The sequence below is a fragment of the Paraburkholderia sp. genome (assembly GCF_036488505.1).
In the GTDB taxonomy this organism is placed as follows: Bacteria; Pseudomonadota; Gammaproteobacteria; order Burkholderiales; family Burkholderiaceae; genus Paraburkholderia.
Window position 1 is genome coordinate 1 of the sequence record NZ_DASXHN010000464.1, and the last position, 2,428, is coordinate 2,428.

The 2,428-nt window shown below is 64.4% G+C and carries 2 protein-coding genes; one reads left to right on the top strand and one right to left on the bottom strand.

Annotated elements, in window-relative coordinates:
• Window positions 1-1,258 (bottom strand): ribulose-bisphosphate carboxylase large subunit family protein (locus VGH68_RS26845; RefSeq protein ID WP_331606754.1); only part of this gene is annotated, 1,258 nt, incomplete at its 3' end.
• Between the two features lie 289 nt (window positions 1,259-1,547).
• On the opposite strand from VGH68_RS26845, the gene VGH68_RS26850 reads away from it, so the two are divergent.
• On the top strand, window positions 1,548-2,428 hold an 881-nt coding region (locus VGH68_RS26850), incomplete at its 3' end, for a LysR substrate-binding domain-containing protein (RefSeq protein ID WP_331606755.1).

The window sequence follows — 2,428 nt, forward strand, 5'->3', positions numbered from 1 at the left end:
ACAGCGCGGCGCCGAGCGCGGGATGCGTCTTTGCGTACGTATCGAGATCGATGCCTTCGGTTGCGGCTTCCCATCCTTCGCGCATGCTCGCCACGCCCGCCGCAATACCCTGCGGATGACCGATGATGCCGCCTCCTGCAAGGTGCATCAGATCGATGGAGCCGAGCGCGCTAAAAAGATCGGGCGCCTGCGACGCCCATTGGCCCGACGAGAACACCGGCATCAGCGGCTGCACGCCGGCAAACGGCGCGAGGCACGAACGCGCCGAATCGATCACCGACGCATCCGGCTCCCAGAACTTGCCGCGCACGCCGTTCACATGCAGATGGTCGACGCCCGCGAGCCGCCATAACTTCTGATACGCGGCAAACGAAAAGCCGAGCTGAGGGCAGCGCGTGAACGCGCCCCAGCCGTTGCGGTGGCCGTGCAGCGGCAGTTGCGAATGACGGCGCACATGTTCGACGCCCGCGAAGCCGACCCAGTTTACGCACACCATGATGCAGGTACCGCCGGCAGCGAGCACCTGATCGTGACGGCGCAGCATCTCGTCGATGGTGCCCGAGATGTTGATCGCGTACATCGGCATGCGTCCCATGCGATCGGCGTGGCGATGCAGCACGGGCATCACGGCTGCGAGACGCGCGTCGAAGCTCGCATAGGATGGGTCGCCGAGCAGTTCGTCATCCTTGATGAAGTCGATGTCGGCGCCGCAGAGATCGTCGACGATCTGCGCGGTCTGCTCGGGCAACAGGCCGATACTCGGCTTGACGATCGTGCCGATCAGCGGACGGCCATGAACGCCGGTCACGCGCCGCGTGCCTTCGATGCCGAACGCGGGGCCGGGAAAACGCGCCGCGTAGTCGTCGGGCAAGTCGATATCGAGCATCCTGAGGCCGGTGATCTCGCCGAGCTCGAACAGATTGCCCGCGACGGTCGACAGCAACTGGGGCAGGTTCGCGCCCACGTTGTCGACCGGAAACGCGATTTCGATTTCACCGCGGTAGTAGAGTGGCGCAGGTTCGCGGCGCTCGACGAACGCGCTTCGCAGCGAAGGCGCCAGTACCGGCGGGAGCGAATCGACCCGCACCACGCGCGCGCGGGCGCGCTCCTTCAGTTCATGCGTTTCGCCGGGCAGCGCGAGAAAGGTGCCGCTCGACTGTTCACCGGCGATGATTTCGGCGGCTTTTCCCAGCGGCACAAAGCTTTCCACGAAGTAACGCACTGCGAATTCCGGGCGGGGGCGAGGGTTCTCGGACATATTGATGGATCTACCTTGCGGCTGGCGCGAGCGGAATGGAGTGCGCCGTTCGTCTCCGTATCTCTACTTATTTCACGCGCGTGCGAAGGCGAGGAACGCTTTTGCATGCACGTTTCCGAGCGACTATAAGATTGACGCTCAAAAGCTTCAAACGATATGATTTCCGCGCGCGATGCAAAAAACTCACAATACCCGCAGCGCGCGTTCTACCAGAAATCCGCATCTGGCCATCGCGCCGCGCCGGCGCGCACAAGCTGGCGCGAGCGCTTCGTTAGCGAGGAAGTTGCGCGTGCCCCGTCCTTCACTCAATGCGCTGCGCGCGTTCGAAGCCACCGCGCGGCTGCGTAGCTTCGGCGAAGCGGCGTCTGAACTGTCCGTCACGCACGGCGCAATCAGCCGTCACATCCGCTCGCTCGAAGACAATCTTGGCGTTCTGCTGTTGTTGCGCAACGCCCACGCCACCGAGCCGACGCCGGAAGGCGCGCGGCTCGCCGAAGGCCTGTCCCGCGCATTCAACCTGATTCAGTCGAGCATCGATCAGGTGCGGCCCGGGCCGCTCACGCTGTCGTGCTCGGCGTCCATCATGATGTACTGGCTTCTTCCGCGCCTGTCGAGGCTGCATCGCAAGGAGCCGCGGCTGGAGGTCGGTTTTCATACGGGCTATGGCGAAATCGACTTCGCGCGTGATCACATCAGCGTGGCGATCCGGCTGTCCACCATCAAGCCGCCAAAGGATGTCGAGCCGAAACCGCTCGTCGACGAATGGATTGGCGTGGTCTGCTCGCCCGAATACATGCGTACGATGCGCATCAACGCTGCCGAGGATCTCGAACGCGCACGGTTGCTCGCTACCGCCACACGTCCCGCCGCGTGGGACAACTGGTACGAGGCGAGCCGACTGTCGCCCGCGCGCCGTCCGGCCGTCGCGGAATCGTTCGAGCATTTCTATCTGCAGATCCAGGCCGCGAAATGTGGTCTCGGCGTGGCGGCGGTCCCGCGCATGCTGGTGCGTGACGAACTGGATTCCGGCACGCTGGTCGCGCCGTTTGGTTTCGTCAAGGGCTCGCGCAAGCTCGTGCTCTGGGTCGCGCCGCATCTGGAAGCGCGGTCACAGTCTGCCGCGCTCGTCGGCTGGCTCAGGGAAGAACTGCTGCGCAGCGAAGGGGCGGC